General features: G+C 72.7%; 23 protein-coding genes and 1 tRNA gene. 7 read left to right on the top strand and 17 right to left on the bottom strand.

Translation table 11 applies throughout. The features are described from left to right. Window positions 1–9: 9 nt before the first annotated feature. The 3 genes from ACIRRH_RS13835 to metH all read right to left on the bottom strand — a co-directional run bounded on the left by ACIRRH_RS13835 (window position 10) and on the right by metH (window position 6193). Window positions 10–1614 (bottom strand): ABC transporter substrate-binding protein, encoded by a 1605-nt coding sequence (locus ACIRRH_RS13835; protein WP_403066318.1) that lies wholly within the window; start codon window positions 1612–1614, stop codon window positions 10–12. 222 nt (window positions 1615–1836) lie between these two features. After that, window positions 1837–2541 carry an HAD family hydrolase gene (locus ACIRRH_RS13830; RefSeq protein ID WP_403066316.1) on the bottom strand — a complete coding sequence of 235 codons (705 nt, stop codon included), beginning with the start codon at window positions 2539–2541 and terminating at the stop codon, window positions 1837–1839. A gap of 139 nt (window positions 2542–2680) precedes the next feature. After that, window positions 2681–6193 carry a methionine synthase gene (metH, locus tag ACIRRH_RS13825; RefSeq protein ID WP_403066314.1) on the bottom strand — a complete coding sequence of 1171 codons (3513 nt, stop codon included), beginning with the start codon at window positions 6191–6193 and terminating at the stop codon, window positions 2681–2683. Window positions 6194–6336: 143 nt separating this feature from the next. Between metH and ACIRRH_RS13820 the strand changes: the two genes are divergently transcribed. Together ACIRRH_RS13820 and ACIRRH_RS13815 are read left to right on the top strand one after the other, a co-directional pair. Continuing rightward, window positions 6337–7431, top strand: a complete 1095-nt coding sequence (locus ACIRRH_RS13820; protein ID WP_403066312.1) for a hypothetical protein — start codon at window positions 6337–6339, stop codon at window positions 7429–7431. Window positions 7432–7819: 388 nt separating this feature from the next. Continuing rightward, window positions 7820–8773 carry a PAC2 family protein gene (locus ACIRRH_RS13815; protein WP_403066310.1) on the top strand — a complete coding sequence of 318 codons (954 nt, stop codon included), beginning with the start codon at window positions 7820–7822 and terminating at the stop codon, window positions 8771–8773. A gap of 66 nt (window positions 8774–8839) precedes the next feature. Here ACIRRH_RS13815 and mshC read toward each other — a convergent pair whose 3' ends face one another. The 6 genes from mshC to ACIRRH_RS13785 form a co-directional block, all read right to left on the bottom strand. Further along, the gene (gene mshC, locus ACIRRH_RS13810; protein ID WP_403066308.1) at window positions 8840–10069 is read right to left on the bottom strand and encodes a cysteine--1-D-myo-inosityl 2-amino-2-deoxy-alpha-D-glucopyranoside ligase; all 1230 of its coding nucleotides are present in this window, start codon (window positions 10067–10069) and stop codon (window positions 8840–8842) included. Window positions 10070–10265: 196 nt separating this feature from the next. After that, window positions 10266–11096: a carbohydrate-binding protein gene (locus tag ACIRRH_RS13805; protein WP_403066306.1), complete on the bottom strand. Its 831-nt coding sequence runs from the start codon at window positions 11094–11096 to the stop codon at window positions 10266–10268. 124 nt (window positions 11097–11220) lie between these two features. Further along, on the bottom strand, window positions 11221–12150 hold the full coding sequence (locus tag ACIRRH_RS13800; RefSeq protein WP_403066304.1) for an AraC family transcriptional regulator: 930 nt from the start codon (window positions 12148–12150) through the stop codon (window positions 11221–11223). Window positions 12151–12298: 148 nt separating this feature from the next. Then, window positions 12299–13096, bottom strand: coding sequence for an SCO1664 family protein (locus tag ACIRRH_RS13795; protein ID WP_403066817.1), 798 nt, complete (start codon window positions 13094–13096; stop codon window positions 12299–12301). Between the two features lie 44 nt (window positions 13097–13140). Then, window positions 13141–13707 carry a DUF3090 domain-containing protein gene (locus tag ACIRRH_RS13790; RefSeq protein WP_224282337.1) on the bottom strand — a complete coding sequence of 189 codons (567 nt, stop codon included), beginning with the start codon at window positions 13705–13707 and terminating at the stop codon, window positions 13141–13143. 183 nt (window positions 13708–13890) lie between these two features. Then, window positions 13891–14583: a histidine phosphatase family protein gene (locus ACIRRH_RS13785; RefSeq protein ID WP_403066302.1), complete on the bottom strand. Its 693-nt coding sequence runs from the start codon at window positions 14581–14583 to the stop codon at window positions 13891–13893. A 142-nt stretch (window positions 14584–14725) separates the two neighbouring features. Here ACIRRH_RS13785 and ACIRRH_RS13780 point away from each other — a divergent pair, with 142 nt between their 5' ends. Then, the gene (locus ACIRRH_RS13780) at window positions 14726–15706 is read left to right on the top strand and encodes a magnesium and cobalt transport protein CorA (protein WP_403066300.1); all 981 of its coding nucleotides are present in this window, start codon (window positions 14726–14728) and stop codon (window positions 15704–15706) included. A 25-nt stretch (window positions 15707–15731) separates the two neighbouring features. Here the strand turns inward: ACIRRH_RS13780 and ACIRRH_RS13775 are convergent, their stop codons facing one another. Then, on the bottom strand, window positions 15732–16778 hold the full coding sequence (locus tag ACIRRH_RS13775) for an LLM class F420-dependent oxidoreductase (RefSeq protein WP_403066298.1): 1047 nt from the start codon (window positions 16776–16778) through the stop codon (window positions 15732–15734). A gap of 250 nt (window positions 16779–17028) precedes the next feature. On the opposite strand from ACIRRH_RS13775, the gene ACIRRH_RS13770 reads away from it, so the two are divergent. Together ACIRRH_RS13770 and ACIRRH_RS13765 are read left to right on the top strand one after the other, a co-directional pair. Next, entirely contained in the window at window positions 17029–18009 is a 981-nt protein-coding gene (locus tag ACIRRH_RS13770) for an aldo/keto reductase (protein ID WP_403066296.1), read from the top strand. A gap of 59 nt (window positions 18010–18068) precedes the next feature. Continuing rightward, window positions 18069–20186 (top strand): helix-hairpin-helix domain-containing protein, encoded by a 2118-nt coding sequence (locus ACIRRH_RS13765; RefSeq protein WP_403066294.1) that lies wholly within the window; start codon window positions 18069–18071, stop codon window positions 20184–20186. Window positions 20187–20288: 102 nt separating this feature from the next. Here the strand turns inward: ACIRRH_RS13765 and ACIRRH_RS13760 are convergent, their stop codons facing one another. Beyond that, on the bottom strand, window positions 20289–20894 hold the full coding sequence (locus ACIRRH_RS13760; RefSeq protein WP_224285494.1) for a hypothetical protein: 606 nt from the start codon (window positions 20892–20894) through the stop codon (window positions 20289–20291). Window positions 20895–21257: 363 nt separating this feature from the next. Between ACIRRH_RS13760 and ACIRRH_RS13755 the strand changes: the two genes are divergently transcribed. Then, window positions 21258–21467 (top strand): DUF5703 family protein, encoded by a 210-nt coding sequence (locus ACIRRH_RS13755; RefSeq protein WP_224285495.1) that lies wholly within the window; start codon window positions 21258–21260, stop codon window positions 21465–21467. A gap of 151 nt (window positions 21468–21618) precedes the next feature. Here ACIRRH_RS13755 and ACIRRH_RS13750 read toward each other — a convergent pair whose 3' ends face one another. From ACIRRH_RS13750 to ACIRRH_RS13740, 3 genes are all read right to left on the bottom strand, one after another. Next, window positions 21619–22377: a chaplin gene (locus ACIRRH_RS13750; RefSeq protein WP_403066292.1), complete on the bottom strand. Its 759-nt coding sequence runs from the start codon at window positions 22375–22377 to the stop codon at window positions 21619–21621. A 365-nt stretch (window positions 22378–22742) separates the two neighbouring features. Beyond that, window positions 22743–22979, bottom strand: a complete 237-nt coding sequence (locus ACIRRH_RS13745) for a chaplin (protein ID WP_403066290.1) — start codon at window positions 22977–22979, stop codon at window positions 22743–22745. A gap of 258 nt (window positions 22980–23237) precedes the next feature. Beyond that, complete coding sequence (locus ACIRRH_RS13740; RefSeq protein ID WP_403066288.1) at window positions 23238–24569, bottom strand: M20/M25/M40 family metallo-hydrolase; 1332 nt, start codon at window positions 24567–24569, stop codon at window positions 23238–23240. A gap of 291 nt (window positions 24570–24860) precedes the next feature. Between ACIRRH_RS13740 and ACIRRH_RS13735 the strand changes: the two genes are divergently transcribed. Continuing rightward, window positions 24861–24948, top strand: a tRNA-Leu gene (locus tag ACIRRH_RS13735). A 113-nt stretch (window positions 24949–25061) separates the two neighbouring features. On the opposite strand, the gene ACIRRH_RS13730 is transcribed toward ACIRRH_RS13735, so the two are convergent. The 3 genes from ACIRRH_RS13730 to ACIRRH_RS13720 form a co-directional block, all read right to left on the bottom strand. Next, window positions 25062–25331, bottom strand: coding sequence for a hypothetical protein (locus ACIRRH_RS13730; protein ID WP_403066286.1), 270 nt, complete (start codon window positions 25329–25331; stop codon window positions 25062–25064). Between the two features lie 470 nt (window positions 25332–25801). Then, on the bottom strand, window positions 25802–26485 hold the full coding sequence (locus ACIRRH_RS13725) for a TetR family transcriptional regulator (RefSeq protein ID WP_403066815.1): 684 nt from the start codon (window positions 26483–26485) through the stop codon (window positions 25802–25804). A gap of 143 nt (window positions 26486–26628) precedes the next feature. After that, a partial coding sequence (locus ACIRRH_RS13720; RefSeq protein ID WP_144385854.1) for an acyl-CoA dehydrogenase family protein occupies window positions 26629–26719 on the bottom strand: 91 nt, incomplete at its 5' end.

Here is a 26719-nt window from a genome sequence, read left to right as displayed (position 1 = left end):
CTGCGGGCGCTACTTGTTGGTCCGGCTGATCTCCCAGAAGCGGAAGTAGCCGGTGGTGTCGACGGTGGCCTCGACGCCGGTGACGTACGAGCGCGACGCGTAGAAGGACTTGTTCTGGTACAGCGGGATCATCGGCACGAGCTCGGCCTCGATCTGCTGGATCTGCGCGTAGGTGGCGGCCGCGGCGCTGCGGTCGGTCTGCTTGAGGCCCTCCGGCACCAGTCGCTGGCTGATCCGCGGGTCGTCCCAACCGTGGTGGTAGGCACCGCCGTTGACCAGCAGCGGGGCGAGGTAGTTGTCCGGGTCCGGGTAGTCGGCGAACCAGCCGATGACGTACGCCTGGTACTTGCCCTCGGTCCAGCCCTTGCGGTACGAGTCCCAGTCCGACTCCTGGGCGAGCGTCACCTGGAAGAGGCCGCCGGTCTCCAGTTGCTTCTTCAGCGTCTCGGCCTCGTTGCTGCCGGCCCGCGAACGGGACCAGGTGAGGGTGAACTTGACCGGGGTCTGGATCTTGGCGTCGGTCAGGATCTTCTTCGCCTTGGCCACGTCCTGGTCGCCGTAGCGGTCGAAGAAGGCCGTGGTGTGGCCGGGCAGGCCGGCCGGGACCAGGGAGTAGAGCGCCTGGACGGTGCGGGCGAAGACGTCGCGGGCCAGCGCCTTGCGGTCCATCATCTGGGCGGCGGCCTGGCGGACGGCGACGTTGCTCATCAGCGCGTCCTTGGTGTTGAACACCAGTGTGCGGGTGTCGTTGCTGTCGCCCTCGGCCACCTGGAGGTCGGTCTTGCCGCCCTGCTGGTCGGAGCGGACCTGGGCGGCGGTGTTCGGCTCCAGGCTGTTGTCGGTGAGGTCGACCTCGCTCTTGTCCAGCGCGGCCTTCAGGTCCTCGGCCTTGTCGAAGTACCGCACGGTGAACTTGTTGTTCCGCAGCTTGGCCTCGCCGCTGTACTTGTCGTTGGCCGACAGCACGACCTTGCCCAGTTGCTTGCCGCCGCTCGGGGTCTCGACCGAGTCGAAGCGGTACGGGCCGGAGCCGACCAGCTTGTCGTTGGGGAGCGCCTTGTCGGCGGGGTAGACCTGGTGGTCCACGATGGCGCCGGCCGGGCTCGCCAGCTTGGCCGGCAGGGTGGCGTCGGGCGCGGAGAGGTGGAAGAGCACCTCGTGGTCGCCCTTGGCCTCGACGGACTTGATCGAGTCGAGCAGTTCGACCGGGCCGTTCGGGTCGTTGATCTTCTTGGTGCGCTCGATCGAGTAGACGACGTCCTGGGCGGTCAGCGGGTGACCGTTGGAGAACTTCAGGCCGGACTTCAGGGTGCAGTGGTACTCGGTGGCCTCACTGCCGGTGAACTCGCACGACTGCGCGGCGTCCGGGGACGGCGAACTGGCGGCGGCCTGGAAGGTGAGCAGCGACTGGTAGGTGTTGCGCAGCACCAGCCAGGACCCGGAGTCGTAGGCGACCGCCGGGTCCAGGACACTGGTCAGCTGACTGGTGCCCATGGTGATCGACTTGCCGCCGTCTCCCTTGACCACGTCGGTCACCGATCCGCAGCCCGCCACCGACACGGCGACCAGGCCGGCGCAACCGAGTACTGCCAGGCGTTCAGCTGAAGTCTTCACGAGGCGCGTCCTTCTGGGTGGCACGAACTCGGAGTAGCGTGCCATATCGAACACGCACGACCGGTACCCGCGCAGATGACGTTTGGGACACGGTAGTTCAGGGCATCACGGCGCGCCCGACGAGTTGTCAGCCAATGCCCGTTTTCTCCCCCGGCGACTCCGGCCCGGAGCCCCTCCGGGCCGACTACCGGCGGGTAAGGCCGGGTCGCAATGAGATGACAATCACACTCGCGAAGTGACCAGCGAACGCAACAGATCGAGGTCGACCCGCTCCAGCGAGGGCAGCACCAGCCGCCCCGGAGCCGGCTCGATCGCCGCCACCGAAGGCACCGCGACCACCGGGCAGCCGGCCGCCTCGCCCGCCCGCACCCCGGTCGGGGTGTCCTCGATCACCACGCAGCGGGCCGGCTCCGCACCCAGCCGCCGGGCCGCCTCCAGGTACGGGTCCGGGAACGGCTTGGTGCGCGGCACCTCGTCCCCGCCGATGGTGAAGGCGAAGTGGTGGGCCCCCAGCGAGCGCAGCACGATGTCGATCACGTGCCGGTGCGAGGCGGACACCATGGCCGCCGGGATGCCGTGCGCGGCAAGGGTGTTGAGCAGCCGCTCGGCGCCCGGCATGAGCGGCACGCCGCCGGCCAGCAGGTCGACGAAGCGCTGGTTGACCAGCACGCCGAGGTCGGCCGGCGCGATGTCCGCCCCGGTCCGGGCGACCAGGTAGTCCATCACCCTGCTCATCGGGCCGCCGACCACGTGGGCGCGGTCCGCCTCGTCCAGCTCGTGGCCCAGCTCGGCGAAGAGCGAGGCCTCGGCCTGCCACCAGAAGTCCTCGGTGTCCACCAGCGTCCCGTCCATGTCCAGCAGCACCGCCTGGAGCCCGCGGTCGTCCCCGTGGTCGAGGATGCGCGTGGCGGTGGGGCTGGTCGTCATGGCAGGGGTCCTTCCGGCAGGCCCCGGGCGACCCGGGGAAGGCGCGGGCCGGCCCGCTGGTGAGCGGACCGGCCCGTTCAGGATCATCCAGGATACGCCCGCTTCGTCCGAAAAGAGCGAACGGAGGGCGAGCCGCGCGTTACCGTGCGTTGAAGTACTTCGCCTCCGGGTGGTGGATCACGATCGCGTCCGTCGACTGCTCCGGGTGGAGCTGGAACTCCTCGGAGAGCACCACGCCGATCCGCTCCGGCTTCAGCAGCTCGGCGATCTTGGCCCGGTCCTCCAGCTCGGGGCAGGCCCCGTAGCCGAGCGAGAAGCGGGCGCCGCGGTACTTCAGCGCGAACATGTCCTTGACGTCCTGCGGGTCCTCGCCGGAGAAGCCCAGCTCGTAGCGGACCCGGGCGTGCCAGAACTCGGCCAGCGCCTCGGCCAGCTGCACCGAGAGGCCGTGCAGCTCCAGGTAGTCCCGGTAGGAGTTGCCGGCGAACAGCTCGTTGGCCGCCTCCGAGATCCGGTTGCCCATGGTGACCACCTGGAGGCCCACGACGTCCCGCACCCCGGACTCCTCCGGGCGGAAGAAGTCGGCCAGGCAGAGCCGGCGACCGCGCCGCTGGCGCGGGAAGGTGAAGCGGGTGCGCTCGGTGCCGTCCTCGTGGAAGACGACCAGGTCGTCGCCCTTGGAGTTGGCCGGGTAGTAGCCGTAGACGACGGCCGCCTCCAGCCAGCCCTCGGTCTGCAGGCGGTCCAGCCAGGCCCGCAGCCGCGGCCGGCCCTCGGTCTCCACCAGCTCCTCGTACGACGGGCCCTCGCCGGTGCGGGCGGCCTTCAGGCCCCACTGGCCCTTGAACAGCGCGTCCTCGTCCAGCCAGGAGGCGTAGTCCGCGAACGGGATGCCCTTGACGATCCGGTCGCCCCAGAACGGCGGGGCGGGCACGGTGTTGTCGACGGCGACGTCGGAGCGGATCTGGCCGAGGTTGACCTCGGGCTCCGGCTCCTCCACCTCGACCCGCGCGTGCCGGCGCTGCTTGAGCTCCGGCAGGGTCGCGCCGGGCACGCCGCGCTTGACCGCGATCAGCGTGTCCATCAGCCGCAGGCCCTCGAAGGCGTCCCGGGCGTAGCGGACCTCGCCCTCGTAGATCTCGTGCAGGTCCTGCTCGACGTAGGCCCGGGTGAGTGCGGCGCCGCCGAGGATCACCGGGTAGCTGGAGGCCAGCTTGCGCTGGTTCAGCTCCTCCAGGTTCTCCTTCATGATCACGGTGGACTTCACCAGCAGGCCGGACATCCCGATCACGTCCGCGTTGTACTCCTGCGCGGCGTCCACGATCGCCGAGACCGGCTGCTTGATGCCCAGGTTGACCACGTTGTAGCCGTTGTTGGACAGGATGATGTCGACCAGGTTCTTGCCGATGTCGTGGACGTCGCCCTTGACGGTGGCCAGCACGATGGTGCCCTTGCCCTCGCTGTCGGACTTCTCCATGTGCGGCTCCAGGTGGGCCACCGCGGTCTTCATCACCTCGGCGGACTGGAGCACGAACGGCAGCTGCATCTGACCGGAGCCGAAGAGCTCGCCGACCACCTTCATGCCGGCCAGCAGGGTGTCGTTGATGATCTCCAGCGCCGGGCGCCCGGTCAGCGCCTCGTCCAGGTCCGCCTCCAGGCCACCCCGCTCGCCGTCGATGATCCGGCGCTGCAGCCGCTCCTCCAGCGGGAGCGCGGCCAGCTCCTCGGCCTTGGAGGCCTTGGCCGACGCGACGGAGACGTTGGCGAACAGCTCCAGCAGGCGCTGCAGCGGGTCGTAGCCGTCCCGGCGGCGGTCGTGGACCAGGTCGAGTGCGGCCTCGCGCTGCTCCTCGGGGATGCGGGAGATCGGCAGGATCTTGGAGGCGTGCACGATCGCCGAGTCCAGGCCGGCCTCCACGCACTCGTGCAGGAAGACCGAGTTGAGCACCACCCGGGCGGCCGGGTTGAGGCCGAAGGAGATGTTGGACAGGCCGAGGGTGGTCTGCACCCCGGGGTGGCGGCGCTTGAGCTCGCGGATCGCCTCGATGGTCTCGATGCCGTCCCGGCGGGACTCCTCCTGGCCGGTGGCCAGGGTGAAGGTGAGGCAGTCGACCAGGATCGAGCCCTCGTCGATGCCGTAGTCGGCGGTGAGTTCGGCGATCAGCCGCTCGGCGATCTCGACCTTCTTGTCGGCGGTGCGGGCCTGGCCCTGCTCGTCGATGGTCAGCGCGATCAGGCCGGCCCCGTGCTCGCGGGCCAGCGAGGCGATCCTGCCGAAGCGCGAGTCGGGGGCGTTGCCGTCCTCGTAGTTGACCGAGTTGAGCACCGCGCGGCCGCCGAGCGCCTCCAGGCCGGCCTGCAGCACCGGCGGCTCGGTGGAGTCCAGCACGATCGGCAGGGTGGAGGCGGTGGCCAGCCGGCCGGCGATCTCCTTCATGTCGGCGACGCCGTCGCGGCCGACGTAGTCCACGCAGAGGTCCAGCAGGTGGGAGCCGTCCCGGATCTGGTCGCGGGCGATCTCCACGCAGGCCTGCCAGTCGCCGGCCAGCATCGACTCGCGGAACTTCTTCGAGCCGTTGGCGTTGGTGCGCTCGCCGATCGCCAGGTACGAGGTGTCCTGGCGGAACGGCACCGCCTGGTACAGCGAGGCCGCCGAGGGCTCGGGCCGCGGGTCGCGCGGGGCGATCGGGCGGCCCTGGACCCGCTCGACCACCTGGCGCAGGTGCTCGGGGGTGGTGCCGCAGCAGCCGCCGACCAGCGACAGGCCGTACTCGCGGGTGAACACGTCGTGGGCGTCGGCCAGTTCGGCCGGGGAGAGCGGGTAGTGGGCGCCGTCCTTGCCGAGCACCGGCAGGCCCGCGTTCGGCATGCAGGACAGGCCGATCCGGGCGTTCTTGGCCAGGTAGCGCAGGTGCTCGCTCATCTCGGCCGGGCCGGTGGCGCAGTTGAGGCCGATGTAGTCCACGCCCAGCGGCTCCAGCGCGGCGAGCGCGGCGCCGATCTCCGAGCCGAGCAGCATGGTGCCGGTGGTCTCCACCGTCACCTGCACCAGCACCGGGAGGTCCAGCCCGGCCTCGGCCAGGGCCCGCTTGGAGCCCAGGATGGCGGCCTTGGTCTGCAGCAGGTCCTGGCTGGTCTCGACCAGCAGCGCGTCGGCGCCGCCGGCGATCAGGCCGGCCGCGTTCTGCTGGAAGCCGTCGCGCAGCGTCGCGTACGGGGCGTGGCCGAGGGTCGGCAGCTTGGTGCCGGGGCCGATCGAGCCGAGCACCCAGCGGGTGCGGCCGTCGGCGGCGGCGTGGGCGTCGGCCGCCTCGCGGGCGATCCGGGCGCCGGACTCGGACAGCTCGAAGATCCGGTCGGAGATCTCGTACTCGCCGAGCGCGCTGAAGTTGGCACCGAAGGTGTTGGTCTCCACGCAGTCCACGCCCACCGCGAAGTAGGCCTCGTGGACGGACCGGACGATGTCCGGGCGGGTGATGTTGAGGACCTCGTTGCAGCCTTCGAGGTTCTGGAAGTCCTCCAGCGTCGGATCCTGTGCCTGGAGCATGGTGCCCATGGCACCGTCGGCGACCACCACCCGGGTGGCGAGCGCTTCACGCAGCGCGTTCGCGCGGCTCTGCTGAGTGATGGACGGGGTGGCTGCTGTGGCCATGGAGCTTCTCCCTGGTGCGACGGCTGTCGGCTTTGCGGACCCGCTTGCTCGGGCACGCACGCGGCCAGGGTATCCGGCCGACGGGTCGGCCCGCCGTTCCATTCCGTATCCTGAGCGCTCGACCGCAAGGGGGGAGCAAGCGCATGGCCCGGTTCGGGACCTCTGCGCAGCGGGCCGGCCGGGCCTTGACGGCCCCGTTCCGGGTGCTGCGCAACCGCTGGCGGGCCTGGTCCCGGTGGCGCCGGGCACTGCTGGTCCTGGCACTGGTGGTGGCCGTGCCGGTCACCGCGCTGGGCTCGGCGTTCGTGATGTTCCGGCTGCACTACACCGGCGAGCCCGCCGCCGAGGCGCGCACCCGGGGCCGGGACGCCCTGTGGCTCGGCCACGCCTGGGTGGACGGCCGCAAGACCGAGGCCGACGCGGCCGCGCTGGCCCAGCAGCTGGCCGGCACCGGCATCCGGGACCTGTACGTGCACACCGGCCCGCTGGAGCACGACGGCTCGCTGCCGCCCGCCGTCCACCCCCGGGGGCGCTGGTTCACCGACACCGTGCACCGGGCGCTGCCGGGCGTGCGGCTGCAGAGCTGGCTGGGTGACGAGGTCAAGCCGGAGAAGGACGCCCTGGACCTGGAGGACGGCCCCACCCGGGACCGCGTCACCGCCTCCGCCCGGCAGGTGCTGGACCTCGGTTTCGACGGCGTGCACTTCGACATGGAGCCGATCCGCCCCGGTTCGGCGGGCTGGCTGGCCCTGCTCGACCAGGTCCGCCCGGTCACCGCGGCGCGCGGCGCCAAGCTCTCGGTGGCCGCCCCGCAGATCGACCCGGTCCCGGGCCTGCACACGGCCGGCATCCTGCTCACCGACCACGGCAAGTGGTGGGACCAGGCGTACTTCACCGAGACCGCCCACCGGGTCGACCAGATCGCGGTGATGAGCTACGACACCTCGATGCCCACCGAGCCGCTGTACGGCGGCTACGTCGCCCGGCAGACCGAACTCGCCCTGCGGGCCACCCCGGCCGACGTGGACCTGCTGATGGGCCTGCCCTTCTACTGGGAGGACAAGTGGGGCCACTGGGGCGACGCCGAGACCGTCCGGGCCGCCGTCCGCGGCGTCCGGCTGGGCCTGGGCCGGGAGGACCGCCAGCGGGCGAACTTCGGCGTCGCGCTGTACGTGGACTTCGCCTCGCTGCCCGAGCACTGGGCGGCCTACCGGAGCGGCTGGGTGGCCGCGCAGTAGGGCCCGCCAGGCCGCCCGGCGGCCGGGGGCGCCGAGGCGGGGGCACCCGTTCGCACCCCCGCCGGTGCACCGCCCCCCGGCGTGCCGGGCGGCGGCGCCCGTCGCGCTGCGCCACCAACCGGGCACGGTCCGCACCCGGACGAGTGACTGACGGACCGTCAGCTCGCGCCTTGCGATATCCGGTGGATCGCGGCGGCCCGCTCCCCCAGACTGTCCCGGTGCCCGGCCGCGGTGCGCATCAAAGCCCGTAGGCTGGGCAGGTAGGGACCATGGGGCGAGGCGTTCCATGGGAGACGAGAGGTTCGACAGTCGGCAGCCGGCCCGTCGGCGCCCCGGCAGGCCAGCCGGGGCGGCGCAGGTCCGACCGCCGACCGGAGGGAGACGCTGGGTGATCGAGCTGGAAGATGTTCCCGAGTTGATCGACCCGGTGATGGTCTGTGCCTTCGAGGGCTGGAACGACGCGGGCGACGCCGCCTCCGCGGCTCTGGCGCATCTGGACGAGACCTGGAGCGGCAAGGTGTTCGCCGCCCTGGACGCGGAGGACTACTACGACTTCCAGGTCAACCGGCCCACGGTCTGGCTGGACGGCGGCATCCGCCGGATCACCTGGCCGACCACCCGGCTCTCGGTGATCCGGGTGACGGAACCGACGACCAGGGACGTCGTGCTGGTCCGCGGCATCGAGCCGAGCATGCGCTGGCGCTCGTTCTGCAACGAGCTGCTGGGCTTCGCGCACGAGCTGGGCGTCGAGCTGGTGGTGATCCTGGGCGCGCTGCTCGGCGACACCCCGCACAGCCGCCCGGTGCCGGTCAGCGGGGTCACCTCCGACCCGGAGCTGGCCCGCCGGCTGGACCTGGAGGAGAGCCGCTACGAGGGCCCCACCGGCATCGTCGGGGTGCTCCAGGAGGCCTGCACCCACGCCGGGGTGCCGGCCGTGACGCTCTGGGCCGCGGTGCCGCACTACGTCTCGCAGCCGCCGAACCCGAAGGCCACGCTGGCCCTGATCAACAAGCTGGAGGACCTGCTGGACCTGCGCATCCCGCCGGGCGAGCTCGCCGAGGACGCCCGGGCCTGGCAGCTCGGCGTGGACCAGCTGGCCGCCGAGGACAGCGAGGTGGCCGAGTACGTCCAGCAGCTGGAGGAGGCGCAGGACACCGCGGAGCTGCCGGAGGCCTCCGGCGACGCCATCGCCCGCGAGTTCGAGCGCTACCTGCGCCGCCGGGAGAACGTCGGGCCGACCGGCGAGAAGCCGGTGGCGGGGCACGCCACGGCGGAGCGGCCGGCCGATCCGGAGGCACCGGGCGGCGCCCGGGAGAGCCAGGACGGCGCCGAGGAGGAGTGACCACCGTACGGGCGAAGGGGCGTCAGGACATCTGGTCCTGACGCCCCTTCGGCGTGTGGTGCGGGGTTACAGCGCGACGCCGAGCAGGGCGTCCACGGTGCGGGTCACGAGGCCGGGCGCACCGGTGTCGGTGCCGCCCTCGGCCTCCTGCCGGTCCGCCCAGCGGTCGACCGCGGCCAGCGCGGCGGGCGCGTCCAGGTCGTTCGCGAGCGCCTCGCGCACCTCGGCGAGCAGCTGCTCGGCCGCCGGGCCGTCCGGGCGGGAGACCGCGGCACGCCAGCGGGCGAGGCGCTCGACGGCCTCGTCCAGGGTGCTCTTGGTCCACTCCCAGTCCGCGCGGTAGTGGTGCGAGAGCAGCGCCAGGCGGATCGCCGCCGGGTCGACGCCCTCGCGGCGCAGCGCCGAGACGAACACCAGGTTGCCGCGGGACTTGGACATCTTGTGGCCGTCCAGGGCGACCATGCCGGCGTGCACGTACGCCTTGGCGTACGGGTGGGTGCCGGTGGCGACCTGGGCGTGCGCGGCGCCCATCTCGTGGTGCGGGAAGGAGAGGTCGCTGCCGCCGCCCTGGATGTCGAAGGACATGCCGAGGTACTGCAGCGCGATGGCGACGCACTCGATGTGCCAGCCGGGGCGGCCGTGGCCGAGCTCGGTGTCCCAGGCGGGCTCGCCCGGGCGGGCGGCCAGCCAGAGCAGGGCGTCCAGCGGGTTGCGCTTGCCCGGGCGGTCCGGGTCGCCGCCGCGCTCGGCGAAGACCGGGCGCATGGCCTCGCGGGTGAGGCCGGAGACGTCGCCGAAGTGCGGGTCGGCGTCGACCGAGAAGTAGATGTCGCCGTCCACCTGGTAGGCGGCGCCGGAGGCCAGCAGCTTCTGGACGATCGGGACGATCCACGGGATCGACTCGACGGCGCCGATGTAGTGGGCCGGCGGGAGCATGCGCAGTGCGGTCATGTCCTCGCGGAACAGGGCCGTCTCGCGCTCGGCCAGGACGGTCCAGTCCTGGCCGGTCTCCACCGCACGGGCGAGCAGCGGGTCGTCGACGTCGGTCACGTTCTGGATGTACAGGACGTCGTGGCCGGCGTCCTTCCAGACGCGCTGCACCAGGTCGAACGCGTTGTAGGTGGCGGCGTGGCCCATGTGGGTCGCGTCGTAGGGGGTGATGCCGCAGACGTAGATCCGGGCGGTGCCGTCCTGCGGCACGACCTCCCGGACTGTGCCCGCTGCGGTGTCGTGGATACGGAGGGGGAGCCCCTGACCAGGCAGGGCGGGAACCTCGGAGGCGGGCCAGGCATGCATGGAAACAACTTTAACCTTGCGAACATTTGAAAGCCTAACCAGTACGAAAGATCGACTGGATTCGCTTCCTGCCATTGCCCGACGGTTTCCCGACTGGTATCGCGCGGAACCCGGCCCGGGTCCGGGCATGGTTGAGCGCCCGGTCGGCCCTGCCGCCGACCGGGCGCCCGGCCCCTCGGGCGCGCGGCCGGAGCAGCTACGACCGCTGCCAGAGGGCCGGCACGTTCGGCGGCTCCCAGCCCACCATGGCGGTGTGCGCCTGGAGGCAGGTGTAGGAGGCGCCGGAGTAGGTCACGCGGTCGCCCGCGTTGTACGAGGCCCCTGGGGCCCAGGTGCCGCCCGGCGGCGTGGTGGGGCCGCCGGTGGAGGTGGCGGTGGGCGTGGGCGTCGGGCTCGGCGTGGTCTGCGGAACGTTCAGCACGAAGTCGAAGCTGCCTTCGCGGGTCTGGCCGTTCTGGCGGACGTTCATCAGCAGCCGGGCGTCGTAGATGGTGTCCGTGCTGTTGCGCGGCTCCCCCGGGAAGTACAACTGGGTGGTGACGATCGGGCGGCCGGGGGCCTGGAGCTTGACGTGGATGTGCCGGGTGCGGCCCGGGTAGAGGCCGGGCACGATGGTGTCCAGCTTGAAGGCGCCGTTGGCGTCGGTGAACTGGTGGCCGCGGAAGGTGTAGCCGCTGTTGTCGTAGTTGCCGCCGTCGTCGGCCTGCCAGAAGTCCAGCAGCACGCCGGAGATGGGCCGGCAGGCGCGGCCGAAGACGTAGCCGCTGACGACCAGGCGGGTGCCGGGGCCGTCGTTGACCATCGAGCTGCGCAGCGGGGAGTTGGGCTTGAAGTACGGCCCCTCGGTCTGTTCGACGGTGGGGGCGTCCCCGTCGTGGCACTCGGGGGTGAGGCCGAGCGGTTCGCCGTTGCCGATCTGGTCCCGGGCCAGTGCGACTCCGCCGCCGACCAGCAGCGGGGCAGCCCCCAGCGCGGCGGCGGCCTTCAGGACGGTCTTGCGGCTGATCATGCCGTCGGACGTGGGCATGCGCCGTCTCCTTCTCGTGAGGCGGGGGTGGGGGCGGCCCTTGCCATGGTGGGGGCATGACAAGGACCGGACCGGTCGGCCCGTCCTCGCGCGCCGGACCGGCCACCGGTGGCCAGCAGCAAAGTTACGGGCCGTCCGGCGCCACCGCGATGGACATGATCCGGGGATCGTGGTGATTTCCGTCGACCCTGGCCCGGAACTCCCCCGGGGTCATCCCGGTCTCCCGGCGGAAGAACCGGCAGAAGTACGCCGGGTCGACGAAGCCCGCCTCCTTGGATACCTGACGAATCGTCAAATCCGTGCAGGCGAGCAGACGTTTGGCCTCCAGGGTCTGCTGGCGGCGGATCAGCCCGCCGGGGGTGCGGCCGGTGGCCTGCTTCACCAGGGTCTGCAAGTGCCCCGGGGAGACCCCGAGTTCCTGCGCGGTGGAGGCCACCGAGTGTCGCACCCCGCCCGGCCGGGCGATCAACCGGGTGAAGGCGGCGGCCACTTCGGCCGAACGACCGGGCACCGCCGGACGGCCGGCCGGGGCGCAGGCGCGCAGCGCCCGGACGATCAGGATGTGCAGGCTGGCCCGCAGCACACCCTGATAGCCGGGCGCCCTGGTCCGGTACTCGTACTCCATGTCGGCGAGCAGTGCGGCGATCGCGTCGGCCTGGTCGCCGAGCGCGAGGGCCGGGCGGGTGGCCAGGGCCCGCAGGGCGGCGAGGTCCTGGGGGTGGCCGAGCAGGAAGTCCTCGTTGAACAGGACGACCCGGCCGGCCAGCTCCTCGGTGTCCGCCCAGTAGTGCACCTGACCCGGAGTGATCACGCACAACTGCGGTGGCGCCAGCGGCCGGTGGACGAGGTCCAGGACGTGGGCGCCGTGACCGCCGGTGACGTGGACGATCTCGTAGAACGAGTGCCGGTGGGGGAAGCCGGCCCGGGAGAGCGGGCCGATCGCGTCGAAGCCGCCGATGGCGAAGGGGAGCAGCTGGGGCAGCGGGACCTGTAACCGGTGCAACGGCAGGTCCGGCGTGGTTCGGGGGGTGGGGGTGGTCCGTCGCACATCCATCGGAGCAGTGTGCGACCTGTTCCGGGGACAGGTCCAGACCATCTGCTGCCGTTTTCGAGCGCAGGTCCAGACCACCGGTGTTCCAGGGCCGGCGGCCCGGCCCCCGTCGGCGCCGGTCTCCGGGACGGTCCGGCCTCCGACGCCCCGGCTACACCGGCGGCCAGGGAATCGCGGGCCAGTCCTCGGGCGGCAGCGGGTGCCGGCCGGAGCCTCGCAGCCCGGCCACCCGGGCCCGGGTCGCGTCCAGCTCGGCCGCCGTCAGGTGCGGTGCGAGGCGCTCGGCGAGCTCGCCGTCCAGCTGCTCGGCCAGCCGGGCCAGCACCTCCAGCGCCTCGGTGGGCAGCGGATCGCCGGCCCAGCCCCAGAGCAGGGTGCGCAGCTTGTCCTCGGTGTTGAAGGTGACGCCGTGGTCGATGCCGTACACCCGGCCGTCGGCTGCCGGGATCAGGTGGCCGCCCTTGCGGTCGGCGTTGTTGAGCACCGCGTCCAGTACGGCGAGCCGGCGCAGCCGCCGGTCGTCGTGGTGCACCAGCAGGGCCGTCCGCCCGCCCTCGACCTCGGCCCGGACGATCGGCAGCCAGCCCGACTCCGGGCCGCGCGGGTCCTGGAGCGCGAGCAGCGGCTCGGCCCGCGGGTCCGGCTCGACCCACAGCTGCACCATGCCGGGCCCGTGCGGACCCTCGCGCAGCACGGTGGGCGGGATCAGCGCCCAGCCGGTCGCGGCGGACAGCTCGTACGCGGCGACCTCCCGGCCGGCCAGCGTGCCGTCCGGGAAGTCCCACAGCGGGCGCTCGCCGGCCACCGGCTTGTAGACGGCCTGGGCGCTCAGCGAGCCGTGCGCCACCGTGCAGTACAGCGCGGCGTTGGAGGCCTCGGTGAGCCGGCCGTGCACCGTGAGCTCGCCCTGGCGCAGCAGCGCGAGGGCGGTGGGCACGTCGGCGGCCAGCGCGGCGGCGGCCGTCGGATCGGCCTGCGGTGGGGTGTCGGTGTTCAGCGCCGGTAGCCGTTCGCGCGCGGGCACAGGTGGCCCTCCGGGTCGAGCGGCAGGTTGCAGAACGGGCAGGGCTTGCGGCCGGCCGCGACCAGGTCGAGCGCGCGCTTGGCGAAGACCCGGGCCATCGCGCCGGACAGCCGCACCCGCAGCATGTCCGGGCCGTTCTCGTCGTCGGTGAAGACCGCCTCGGCGGCGTCCTCCTCCTCGTCCTCGATCAGCGCCTGCGCCTCGACCACCAGGCAGCTCTCCATGCTGTCCCAGGCCAGGGCCATGGTGCCGACCCGGAACTCCTGTTCCAGCGGGAGGTCCAGCGGAGCGGTGTCGAGCAGGTCCTTCGGGGCGGCGGCCGGGATGGCGGCGTCGCCGCCGCTGCGCCGCAGCGCCTCGTCCAGGACCTCCTCGATGCGCTCGGCGAGCGCCGCGACCTGGGTCTTCTCCAGCAGCACGCTGGTGATCCGGCCCCGGGCGCTGGCCTGAAGGTAGAAAGCCCGGGCGCCGGGCTGGCCGACGGTGCCGGCCACGAACCGTTCGGGCTGGTCGTAGAAGAAGACCTGACGGGGCACGCTCTCGCTCCGGATCATGTCGGTCGGCGCGGTTCCGCCGGGGGCGGACCGCGGCCGGATGGACTCGTTAGTCACCCTACGACCTTCGGGCTCCGGCCGGGGAGCCGAGCCGACGGCCGCGGGCGGGGGTGGCACCCGGGGAACCGGACGGTGCCGCCCCTGGCGGCCCGTCGGCGGCGGGCCTCAGGCGGTGCCGCCGACCACCGCGTCGCCGGCCGGGGTGGCCGCGCTCGGGCCGGGCCTGGGGGCGAGCGGGGCGAGGTCGCCGGTGTCGCCCATCCTCAGGACGAAGGGCCGCTGCGGGGTGTAGCGGATCGCGGTGACGGAGCAGGGTTCGGCACTGATGCGCTGGAAGTGGTCCAGGTGCAGCCCGAGCGCGTCGGCCACCACGGCCTTGATCACGTCCCCGTGCGAGCAGGCGATCCAGACCGCGTCCTCGCCGTGCTCGGCGGCGATCTTCTGGTTCCACTCGCGCACCGCGTCCACCGTACGGTGGCTCAGCTCGCGCAGCGACTCCCCGCCGGGGAAGGCGGCCGCGGCGGCGTGGTCCTGCACGGTGCGCCAGAGCGGCTCCTTGGCCAGCTCGGCCAGCGGGCGGCCGGTCCACTCTCCGTAGTGGCACTCCCCCAGCCGCTCGTCCTCGGCGGGCGGGCCCAGCTCGGGCCGGGCCGCCAGCAGCGGCTCCAGCGTCTGCCGGCAGCGCTCCAGCGGGCTGCTGACCGCCTGCACCAGCGGGATGCCGGCCAGCCGGCCGGCCAGCCCGGCAGCCTGCGCGCGCCCGGTGTCGTCGAGGTCCACGCCGGGCGTCCAACCGGCCAGGATTCCGGCGGTGTTCGCGGTGGAGCGGCCGTGGCGGACGAGCAGCAGGGTGGGCATGGGGTCAGCCTACGGCCTCCGGGCCCGGCCGTGGGCCCCGGTTCTCCGCCCGGCCCGGCGGCCGGCCCGGCCGCTGCGGGCCCGTGGACCGGTACCACCCGCATCCGTACCGGACGGCCCCGCTCGGGTGACAATGGCCCGCATGATCGTCCACTGCGCCGCCTACCACGACGGCCGCCGGATCGAGGCCCCCGAGGACCTGGCCGGCGCGCTCGCCGCCGCCCGCGCGGCCGGTCCTGACGGTTTCGTCTGGATAGGCCTGTTCGAGCCCACCGCCGAGGAACTCGACCACGTCGGCAAGGAGTTCGCGCTGCACCCGCTGGCCGCCGAGGACGCCATCAGCGCCCACCAGCGCCCCAAGGTGGAGGCCTACCAGGGCTCGCTGTTCGTCGCCCTGAAGACCCTCGGCTACGACCCCGGCGGGCGCGTCGTCACCGTCGGCGAGGTGATGGTCTTCCTCGGCCCCGACTTCGTCATGACCGTCCGGCACGGCGAGGACAGCCCGCTCGGCGGACTGCGGGCCGCCCTGGAGCAGGAGCCCGAACTGCTGCGCTACGGGCCCAGCTCGGTGCTGCACTCGGTCTGCGACACCATCGTGGACGGCTACATGGACGTGACCACCGCGCTCCAGAGCGAGCTGGACGAGCTGGAGGCGGACATCTTCTCCCCGGGCCGGGTCGGCCGCGACACCGCCGGACGGATCTACGGCTACAAGCGCCAGGTGATGTCCGTGCGCCGGGCCACCGGCCCGCTGCTGGAGCCGATGCTGTCCCTGGAGCGCGGCGCCCGCCTCGTCCGCACCGAGACCGCGCCCTACCTGCGGGACGTCGCCGACCACGTCGCCCGGGTGAACGACCAGGTCGACGGCATGGACCGGCTGCTGTCCGACATCCTGAGCGCCAACCTGGCGCAGGTCAGCGTGCAGCAGAACAACGACATGCGGAAGATCTCGGCCTGGGCCGCGCTGGCCGCCGTGCCGACCATGATCGCGGGCATCTACGGCATGAACTTCGACGACATGCCCGAGCTGCACCAGTCCTGGGGGTACCCGGCCGTGCTGGTGCTGATGCTGGTGGTCTGCCTGGTGCTGCACCGGGTGTTCAAGCGGCACGACTGGCTGTAGTGCCGCTTGCCCGTCCGCCGTCCGGTCAGGCCAGTCCGGCGCGCTCCAGCGCCTCGACGCCGGTGCGCAGCGCCTGGATCCGCTCGTCCAGGGTGAACCCCGCCGGGGCCAGGGTGAGCGTGCTGACGCCCGCCTCGGCGTAGGCCTGCATCCGGTCGGCGATCCGGGCGGTGTCGCCGATCAGCGAGGTGGCGTCGATCAGGTCGTGCGGGACGGCGGCCGCGGCGCCCGCGTAGTCCCTGGCCAGGTACTTCTCCTGGACCTCGTCGGCGGCCTGCTCGTAGCCCATCCGCCGGGCGAGCTGGTTGTAGAAGTTCTTCTCCTTGCTGCCCATGCCGCCGATGTACAGCGCGGCGTACGAGCGCAGGGCGTCGACGCCGGCCTTGATGTCCTCGCCGACCGCGAGGTTCACGGTCGGGCAGAGGTCGAAGCCCTCCAGCGTCTTCCCCGCCTTGGCGCGGCCGGCCGTCAGCGGGTCGAGGGAGAGCGCGGCGTGCTCGGGCGAGAAGAAGATGCCGAGCCAGCCGTCGGCGATCTCGCCGGTCAGCTCCAGGTTCTTCGGGCCGATCGCGGCGATGTACAGCGGGATGTGCTCGCGCACGGGGTGCACGGTGAGCTTGATCGGCTTGCCGGGGCCGCCGGGCAGTGGCAGCGTCCAGTGCGTGCCCTCGTGCACCAGGCGCTCGCGGGACATCGCCTTGCGGATGATCTCCACGTACTCGCGGGTGCGGGCGAGCGGCTTGTCGAACTTCACGCCGTACCAGCCCTCGGACACCTGCGGGCCGGAGACGCCGAGGCCGAGCCGGAACCGGCCGCCGGACAGGGTGTCCAGGGTCGCGGCGGTCATCGCGGTCATGGCCGGGGTGCGGGCCGGGATCTGGAAGATGGCCGAGCCGACGTCGATCCGCTCGGTCTTCGCGGCGACGAAGCTGAGCACCGTCGCGGCGTCCGAGCCGTACGCCTCCGCCGCCCAGCAGACCGCGTAGCCGAGCCGGTCCGCCTCCTGGGCCACGGCGATGTTGTCGGCGTCCATGCCGAGTCCCCAGTAGCCGAGGTTGATCCCGAGTCGCATCTGCCGCACCTTCCAGTGGGTTGGGGTTGTGGCGAGGGTAACCACGCCTGCGCCGGTCATGCTACTGACCGGTAGGGGTGGGCTGGGTCACACTCCCCGCGTTTGCGCCGCAGTGATCGTTCTGCGGGTCTGCACCCCTGTCCGCGCACCGGCCGCTACGCTCAGCCGACGTGGGGAGCGCTCTCCCCACCTGCTCGTTCACAGGGCTGCCGGGCCTCCCGGGGCCACCGGCCAGTGGAGGGCCCGTCCGATGGAAAAGCGTCACCTCGGCCGTACCGGCCTCCAGGTCTCCCGGCTCGGCCTCGGCACCATGACCTGGGGCCGCGACACCGACGAGCACGAGGCCGCCGAGCAGCTCAAGGAGTTCGTCGACGCCGGCGGCAACCTGATCGACACCGCCGACGTGTACGCGGACGGCGGCGCCGAGTACCTGCTCTCCCGGCTCACCGACAACCTGATCCCGCGCTCCGAGCTCGTCATCGCCACCAAGGCCGGCAGCGTCCCCGAGTCCGCCCGCCGCTTCGACGGCTCGCGCGGCCACCTGCTCGCCGCCCTGGACGCCTCGCTGCGCCGGCTCGGCACCGACTACGTCGACCTGTTGCAGGTGCACTCCTTCGACCCGGCGACCCCGGTCGAGGAGACGCTCAGCGCCCTCGACATCGCCGTCACCTCCGGGCGCGCCCGCTACGCCGGGGTCTGCGACTTCAGCGGCTGGCAGCTCGCCAAGGCCGCCACCTGGCAGCGCGCCCACCACGGGCGGGTGCCGCTGGCCGGGGCGCAGCTGGAGTACTCGCTGCTCCAGCGCGGCATCGAGCGGGAGGCGCTGCCCGCCGCGCTGGACGCCGGGGTCGGGGTGCTGGCCGGCTCGCCGCTCGGGCGCGGGGTGCTCACCGGCAAGTACCGGCACGGCGTCCCGCAGGACTCGCGCGGCGCCACGCCGTACCTGGCCGGGTTCGTCCAGCCGTACCTCGGGGAGCGCTCGCGGCGGATCGTGGACGCCCTCGCCACCGCCGCCGACGGGCTCGCCAGCAGCCCGCTGGCGGTCGCGCTGGCCTGGGTCCGGGACCGGCCCGGGGTGGCGAGTGCGCTGGTCGGGGCCCGGACGGTGGCGCAGCTGCAGGCGGCGCTGTCGGTGGAGGCGCTTACGCTTCCGGATGAGATCCGTGGTGCGCTGGACGACATCTCGTCGCCGGTGCACCGCTACCCGGACCAGGGGTGGACCGAGCTGTGACCCCGGGCCCGGGTTGTCGAGCAGAACCTGCAGTGGAGTGACCTTTGGAGCGGACGACGATGACTGACACGGGGAACGGCGCTCCGGAGGTGACCGCCGGGGCCCAGCTGACCCCGGAGGAGAAGGCGGCGAAGTTCGCGGAGCTGGCGCAGCGGGTGCGGAGCATGGGCGGGCAGGGGCCGGAGCCCGCCGCTTCGGCACCGCGGGAACCGGTGCGGCAGCCGTCGGGGCCGGAGGCTCCCGTGGCGGACGCCACGGGCGGAGGCGGTCCGGCCGCCCCGGCCGCCCCGGCTGCTCCGGTGGCGGCGGTGCCCCACCGGCCGCACGGCGACGCGCTCCGCGCCACCGCCGAGGTGCTGACCGCCGGCGGCGCCCCGCCCGAGCTGGCGGCCGCCGCCGTGGCCGAGTTCGGCGAGGAGGCCCCCCAGCGGCTGCGCGAGGACCCGTGGGCGGTGCTGGGCCTGCCCGGCGTCCGGCCCGAGCACGCGGACGGCTTCGCCCGTGAGCTGCTCGGCCCCGAGGCCGGCCCGGGCGACGAGCGCCGCGCCCGGGCGCTGGTGCCGTGGCTGCTGGAGCAGGCGGCGCTGCGCGGGCACTCCGCACTGGAACTGGCCGAGGTGGCGGCCGGGCTGGGCCGGCTCCGGATGCCCGACCCGGCCGCCGCGATCCAGGCCGCCGTCCAGGACGGGCGGGTGCTGCCCTTCCAGGAGGAGCTGACCGGCGCCGAGGCGCACGCGGCGGGCGGCGAGGAGGACGAGGCCCCGACCCGGACGCTGCTCGCACTGGAGGGGCTGGCGATGGCGGAGGACAGCCTCGCCGAGAAGCTGCTCCAGCTGATGGCCACCTTCGTACCGGGCGAGGACGCCGACGGGAGCGAGGACGCGGACGAGGCCGCCAACGCCGACGCCGACGTGACCGGGGCCGACGAGACCCGGGCCGACGCGAATGCCGCGGACGCCGCGGAGCAGACCCCCGTCAGCCCCGGCCCGGCCGCTTGGGCGGCCGCCGCCGAGTCCGCGCCGTCCTCCTCCGCGGCCGCCCTGATCAAGGCCGTCGGCGAGCACGCCCTGGTGCTGCACACCGGAGGCGAGGCGGCCCGCGCCGAGCCGGCCGCGCTGGTCACCGCCGCCCGGGGCCTCGGGCTGCGGGCCTGGGCCGCCACCTGGACCGACCAGGGCCGGAACTCCTTCGCCGCACTTGCCGGGCCCGACGCCGGGGCCTCCGTGGTCACCCTCGCCGAGCTGCTCTCCGGCGCCGCCGGCCCCGGCCGCGCCCCGGACGGCTCACTCGCCCTGGACCTGCTGGTCGTGCTGGACGCCCCGCTGCTGGACGTCGAACTGGCCGCCACCGTCCTGGAGTCGCTGGCCGACGGCACCCGCCTGGTGCTCAGCGGTGACCCGGGCCAGCTCTGGTCGGCCGGCCCCGGCCGGTTCTTCGCCGACCTGCTGGCCGCCAAGGCCTGCCCGGCGGTCGCCTCCCGCACCCCGGACTTCGGCCCGATCGGCGAGCTGGTCTCCGGCGTCGGCATCGGCGAGCTCCAGCCGGTCGAGGCGCCGGACAAGGAGGTGGTCATCCTGACCGCCAAGGACGCCGGCGAGGCCGTCCACCGCGCCATCCAGCTGCTCACCGACTCCATCCCGCGCGCGCTCGGCATCCCGGTCGAGCAGGTGGTGCTGCTCACCCCTGGCCACGGCGGCCCGGCCGGCACCCGCGCGCTGAACGCCGCCGCCAAGGCCCGGCTCAACCCCGGCCCCGGCCGGTTCGGCGGCTTCGACCCGGGCGACCGGGTGGTCGACTCCCCCGCCCCCGGCCTCACCCGCCCGGCCCGGGTGCTGGACGGCGACGCCACCGGTCTGCACCTGGAGTACCCGGACGGCTCGCGCCGGACGGTTCCGCCGGCCGAGGCCTCCCGGCTGCGGCACGGCTGGGCGCTGACCGTCCACCAGGCGCTCGGCCGGCGCTGGCCGGGCGCGGTGGTGGTGCTGGCGGAGGACGCCGCCCCGGCGCTCACCCGGCAGTGGGTCTACACCGCCTTCGGCCGCGGCGAGCGGCACCTGTCCGTGGTGCACGCGGCGGGCCCGGCGCTCGCCCAAGCCGTCGCCGAGCGCCCGGCGCAGCCGCGCACCACCCGGCTGCGGGCGGTCCTCGCCGAGAACGCCACCGCCTCGGCGTACTGACGGCCGTTCCGGCCGGCCCCGCTGCGGCGGCCTGCCGGGCGGAACGCACGACGGGCGGGCCCCGGTGGTCCCGGGCCCGCCCGTCGTGCGTCCTGGACGGCTTCAGTCGTCCGGGTCCTCGTCGTCGTAGACCTCGCTCACGTCGAACCGGCAGATCAGCAGCTGCGGATCGGCGTGCTCGAAGGGTTCGGGCAGCCACTCGCCCGGCTCGGTCGGCTCGGTGGCAGCGACCCAGAGCGTCGAGTCGGCCTCCTCCAGGCCGAACTCCTCGCTGCGGGCGGCGATCTCGTCGGGCTCGTACTCGCCGAACAGCACGCCGATCGCGGCGTTCACCCCGCCCGCACCGGCGCCGCCCGGGGTCAGCGACTCGTCGAGCCGCTCGGCCTGGGCACGCAGCCGCTCGGAGTCGACGACGTGGTAGTCGCGGCGGATCAACACGCTGATCGCCTCGGGCTGTTCGGGGCCGTGGTACCCGCCGGGGCCCTCGTCCCCGGGGATCTCGAAGGGCGTCACCTCGTCGTAGGCCTCGTACAGGAGCTGGTCGTAGGCGATGGCCGCCGTCGCCAGCTGCTCGTAGGCGGCGGAAACGGCGGGATCATCGGCTGCGTTGGGGCTTGACACCGCTTCCAGATGACGGTCGATGGCGGCCTTGACCGCCTCAGCGGCGGCGCGTACCTCGGCAATGGTGGGCTGCGCGGCATCAGACATGGTGCAGACGCTATCTCCCCGCAGTGTCGGTACGCACAGCGGTTGTCACCTACACCCGCGATTTCACCGCAACTTCCCCCCTGATGTCCGATCCACACCCTTTCGTCCCCCACGGCTCCGGCGCGAAGCGGGCGCGGAGGACGCGCACCGGACCCACCGGGGCCGTCCGGGTGCCGCTTCGCGCGCCGGGACAGGGGTATCCCCTCCACAGCGACAACGGAACTGATGCCCTGTCAGTCGACCGTCCCGGGTCACACTCCTTCGGGCCGCCGCCTCCGCACGGGAGGACGGCCGGAAATACCCGGGCCGACTGTCCGGGGCAGGCCGTAGGCTTGCCTGAAGGTGATCCCCAGGAGGAGCGTTTTGACCCCACGGAAGCCGGTCCGGCAGCCGGAGTACGAGTACCAGTCCCTGCGCATGCCGCGCGGCACCACGCGCAACGCGGCGCGCCAACTGCTCACCGAGCACGCCGAGTACGGGCACTGGGAGCTCGACCGGCTCAGGTTGTTCCCCGACGGCAGCCGGACGGTCCGGCTGAAGCGGCGGATCATCCGGCAGGTCCGGAGCTGGTGACGGGCGGGGCGCCGCGGCCCCGGGCAGGACTCGCACCGAGCCTTCACGCATCCGCGGCCGCCCGTTCACTCGGCGGCCGCGGATGCGTCGTTCCTACGGTGGGTGCGCGCGGGTCCGGCTCAGCGCGCACCCCGGTCCCCGGTCGGCCGGGTCAGCGGGCGCCGGCCCGGGCCCGGCGGTAGAGCACGCCGCCACCGAGCAGCAGTGCGAGACCGGCGGCACCGAGCAGCTCGACCTGACCGGCACCGGTGGAGGCCAGCTGGGCGACCGGAGCCTGGGCACTCTGACTGGCCACGGCGGGCGCCGTGGCCGGGCCGCCGTTGCGCGGGACGCCCGGGACCTCCTCGGCGGAGGTCTGCGGCGGGGTCGGGCACGCCTCGGCGCAGCCCTCGGCCGGCGGCTTCGGCGGGGCCTTCTCCACGTTGGCGCAGTGGTTGCCGAAGGCCGGGTTGGCGACGCCGACCACGTTCACCGCGTTGCCGCAGACGTTGACCGGGGCGTGCACGGGCGCCTGGATCTGGTTTCCGGAGATCACACCCGCCGAGCCGGTGGCTACGCCGGAGGCGCCGGCGCCCGGGATGGTGGTGGTCCCCCAGCCCCCGCCGGTGCTGGAGCTGTCGACACCGGCGCCACCACCGCCGGTGGCGCCGTCGGGCCGGCCGCTGTGGGCGGGCTTGGGTGCCGAGTGACTCCCGCCGTGGTTGACGTTGGCGCAGCGGTTGCCGAACGACGGGTTCAGCGCGCCGATCACGTCGATCGTGTTTCCGCAGAGATTGATCGGCACCTCGATCGGCACCTGCACCGAGTTGCCCGAGACGATGCCGGGTGAACCGGTGGCACCCCCCTGCGCCTCGGCTCCCCCCGCATAGGCGTAGCCGGCGGCCGAGGCCAGCACACTGCCGGTGGCCACGGCCGTGAGGATCCCCTTCTTGGCTACATTCCTCATGTTTTCCCCTGACATTTCGAGACGACGTGTTGGCCTTGACATGAACCTTCGAACAAGTCGGAATTTCGGTATATCCGTAAATCACGCAAGGGCTTCGGCTGCATACGGGTTAACGAGGGGCCAACGGGGAGGTTGAGCCGAGCGAATCGACTTCACCCGATCGAGCGATCACGTCGGATCCCGTGTATCCGGCGACCGCCAGGGGCGGCCGGAGCAAGTCCGGCCCGCACCGGATCGCCGGGGAACGCGAACGCCCCCGGTGCGGCACATCCGCCGCCCGGGGGCCGGGCTGAGTCCGCTCAACAGGCCTCGACGGCCCGGAGGTTGACTCAGGAGTTGACGCAGTGGTTGCCGAACGCCGGGTTCAGCACGCCGACGACGCTCACGGTGTTGCCGCAGATGTTGACCGGGGCGTGCACCGGAACCTGGATCTGGTTGCCCGAGAGGACGCCCGGGGAGCCGGCGGCCACACCCTCGGCACCGGCGTGAGCGGACGCGACACCGGCGGCGGCGAGCACCAGGCCACCGGTGGCGGCGGCGACAGCGGCGATCTTCTTGACCTTCATCATTCCTCCTGTATGGACAACGCAACCCGTTCGGCGGGCTGCACAGGAATGAACGACGCTGCGGCAAACGGGGTACGGAGCGAATCTCCCATTCACCCGCAACGGTGAGGTCTCGTACAAGTGATCAGCTTGGAATTCCCGGCAGAATCGATTCTGTCGATCTCCTTCTTCCTGTCTCACAATCATCAGCTCGGACAATGCGGTCGGCCCGCCCCCGGCACTGCGGGAACGGGCCGACCCAGTCGCCTGATCAGGGGTTCAGCAGGCGTCGATGAAACGGTCCAGCACCCGGACGCCGAACTTCAGACCGTCCACCGGCACCCGCTCGTCCACACCGTGGAACATCCCGGCGAAGTCCAGCTCCGGCGGCAGCTGGAGCGGCGCGAAGCCGAAGCAGCGGATGCCCAGGTCCTGGAACGACTTGGCGTCCGTCCCGCCCGACAGGCAGTACGGCACCGCGCGGGCGATCGGGTCCTCGGCACGCAGCGCGGTCTGCATCGCCTCGACCAGGGCGCCGTCGAAGCCGGTCTCGATCGCCTTGTCCGAGTGCAGGCTCTCGCGCTTCACACGCGGGCCGAGCACGCTGTCCAGCTCGGCCAGGAACTCGTCCTCGTAGCCGGGCAGGAAGCGCCCGTCCACATGCGCGGTGGCCTGACCGGGGATCACGTTCACCTTGTAGCCGGCGCCGAGCATGGTCGGCTGGGCGGTGTTGCGCAGCGTCGTGCCGATCATCTTGGCGATGCCGCCGAGCACGCGCAGCGTCTCGTCCATGTTCTCCGGGTCCAGCTCGACCCCGAGCGCGTCCGACAGCTCGTCCAGGAAGGCCCGGACGGTCTTGGTGATCCGCAGCGGGAACTGGTGCCGGCCGAGCCGGGCGACCGCCTCGCACAGCTCGGTGATCGCGTTGTCGTCGTTCTCCATCGAGCCGTGGCCCGCCCGGCCCTCGACCGTCAGGCGCATCCAGTGCATGCCCTTCTCGGCCGTCTCCACCAGGTAGAGGCGGACCTGGTCGTTGACCGTGAAGGAGAAGCCGCCGACCTCGCCGATCGCCTCGGTCACGCCCTCGAACAGCCCCGGGTGCTTGTCGACCAGGAAGCGCGCACCGTAGGTGCCGCCGGCCTCCTCGTCGGCGAGGAAGGCCAGCACGATGTCGCGCGGGGGCTTGCGCCCGGTGCGCAGCCGGTCGCGGACGACGGCCAGGGTCATCGCGTCCATGTCCTTCATGTCGACCGCGCCGCGCCCCCAGACGCAGCCGTCCGCGATCTCGCCGCCGAACGGGTCGTGGGTCCAGTCCGCGGCGTTGGCCGGCACCACGTCGGTGTGGCCGTGGATCAGCAGGCCCGGACGGGAACGGTCCTCGCCCTCGATCCGGACCACGGTCGAGGCCCGGCCCTTGGCCGACTCGAAGATCTTCGGTTCGAGCCCGAACTCGGCGAGCTGCTCGGCCACGTACTCGGCCGCCTTCCGCTCACCCGGGCCGGAGCCGTCCCCGTAGTTGCTGGTGTCGATCCGGATCAGATCGCGACAGATCTCGGCGACCTCCGACTCAGCCGTCACCTTCGGCGCCGCCGACTCGCTCCGCTCGCTCACGGTCACTCCTCGTCTTGGGCCCGCACCGACGCACCAGCGCGCCACCCCCAGGACCTGCACCCGGGCCGTACGAGCACGTCCGTCCATCCTCCCCCAGCCCCGGATCCCGATCCACCCCCCGCACGCTCCCGAAACCCCCTGGTCACGCCACCGCCACACGCCGCCTCTTGCCCCCGCCACCGGCTGCGCTCGCCCGCCGGAAACCGTTTTGGGGCCCCAAGCCGATCTTTGCTACAGTTACATCTGTCAGCGCGACGGACGAGAGATCGGAAGCCGCGAGGACGACACCCGGTCCGGGTGGCGGAATGGCAGACGCGCTAGCTTGAGGTGCTAGTGCCCTTTATCGGGCGTGGGGGTTCAAGTCCCCCCTCGGACACCAATGGAAGGCCCCAGTTCATCTGGGGCCTTTCTGCTTTTCGGCTTCGGCCCTCTTCAGGTGCAGGAAGATCCCCTCGGAGCCCGCGGGGGCTCCGAGGGGATCCGCAGGCTAGGTCACCCCTGCTGCCAGGTGGCGCCCGCACCCGTGAAGGAGCCGTAGACGCCGGTCTCGTCGGCCCAGATCCAGAAGTCGGCGTGCGAGAGCCCGTCGGGGCCGACGGAGGACTGGGTGCCGGCGACACCGGCGCCGTTCTCGTTGGCGATGAACTGGCCCTTTCCGAAGGACGCGTCCAGGCCTTCCTGGGCCGAGGCCAGGCCTGCGCAGCCGACGACGAGCGGGACGGTGAGGGCACCGACGGCCACGACTCGCTTGAGAGCACGCATGAAGATCTCCTCCACGGAGTTTTCCGGATCCGGTGGCGGCGCCGGTCGGCCCCGCCGCGATTCAGACAGCCACGGCCCGCATCCGGTCGCAAGCGGCGCCACGCCCGGCCCGGCCTCACGCCCCGTCAGAAACGCCGCCCCTACCAGCGGGAATGCAGTTCGTATGCCTATCTCCGAGGATCAGTCGGCTGGAGCAGACGAACGTCGCTCCCCGTCCTGATCGAGCCCCCCGCCGCGGGCCGCCGCTTCGCCCCACTTCCCGCAGGCGTCGACTGGGATGCACGGGAACAGTTGGCCGGCGGCCCGGACGCCGACGGGCCCCCGCAGGTCACGCGTCCGACTTCCGCCGAAGTCTCGCCCACAGAAAGCGAGTTGGCGGTCCACCATCGCATTGACAGGTGCTCCTGGTCACCGCGACGGCCGAGGGGCCGGCCCCGGATGCGGCGAGCCCGACCGCCCGGCGGGCCCCGTCAGACCTGGCGGGCGTCGGTGCCCAGGGCGCTCTCGATGCCCTGGACCATCCGCCACAGCGGCGCCCGGCGGCTGGCGACCAGGACCACGACGTCGTCGGACTCGTCCTCGGTGGCGGTCTCGGCCGGGCGGTCGCTCCAGGTGCCGGTGACGAAGGCCATCGCCGCGTCCACCTCGGCCACCCAGTCGCTCTCCCCGCCCGAGCGCAGCCAGGTGCGCAGGGCGTGGTTGTGCGCGGAGACGACGGCCGCGGCGATCACGTCCGCGCGCAGCGGGCCGTCCGGGCGGTCGGCGAAGCGGCCGCGCAGGTAGGCGGCGAGGGTGTGCTCGTAGCGCCAGACCACGGACAGCTCGTACGCCCGCAGGCCGGGCACCTTGCGGGTCAGGCGGTAGCGCTGGACGGAGAAGGAGGGCTGCTCGGCGTACATCCGCAGGACCAGGCGGGCGGCGTCACAGGCGTGCTTGACCGGGTCCTCCTCACCACTGCCGGAGTCCAGGAACTCCGTCATCTCGGCGAGGCTGCGCTCGTGGTCGGGAAAGACCACGTCCTCCTTCGCCGGGAAGTAGCGGAAGAAGGAGCGCCGGCCGACGCCGGCCAGCGAGACGATGTCGTCGATGGTCGTCTGCTCGAAGCCTCGCTCCAGGAAGAGCTCGAAGGCCGCGGCCACCAGCGCCTCGCGCATCGCCGGCTTCGAGGGCCCGTCATTCATGGGCTGGTCCTGCTCTTCCTTCTCGCTCATTGACCGGAACCTAACATCCACGCCGAGGGCCGGCACCGGCGGACGGACCGCTCACGGGCCCGGCCGCCGGTGCGCCTCGGGGCGGGTTACGGGAGGTTGCGGGCCATCACGATCCGCTGGACCTGGTTGGTCCCCTCGTAGATCTGCGTGATCTTCGCGTCCCGCATCATCCGCTCC

The organism is Kitasatospora sp. NPDC101235 (assembly GCF_044767505.1).
GTDB lineage: Bacteria > Actinomycetota > Actinomycetes > Streptomycetales > Streptomycetaceae > Kitasatospora.
This window is presented reverse-complemented; position numbering and strand designations above follow the sequence as displayed.